Annotated in this window: 1 protein-coding gene; it reads right to left on the minus strand. The window is 67.3% G+C overall.

Annotated elements, in window-relative coordinates:
• Positions 1–245 (minus strand): hypothetical protein (locus tag ACZ3GY_RS24650; RefSeq protein ID WP_465912434.1); only part of this gene is annotated, 245 nt, incomplete at both ends.

The raw sequence follows: 245 nt of genomic DNA on the forward strand, positions 1-245 counted from the left end.
TGCGGATCGGTCGCCGAGGGCACGCTGCGGCGGGCGATGCGCGCCATCGAAAAGCCTTCCGGCAGGAGCCGTGTGGCTTCCGCCATCGGACGCTCCATGCGCGCTACTTCCTGCAGGGTCGCCACGTCGTGACGCAGGCCGATGCGAGTCAGCAGACCGGTCGTGGCCACGTCGCCATCCACCACCAGCACGCTGTGCTTGGCCTGCGACAGTGACGCCGCCAGATTGATGAGCATGGCACTCTT

This window comes from Pseudomonas sp. PME37.24/006 (assembly GCF_055556635.1).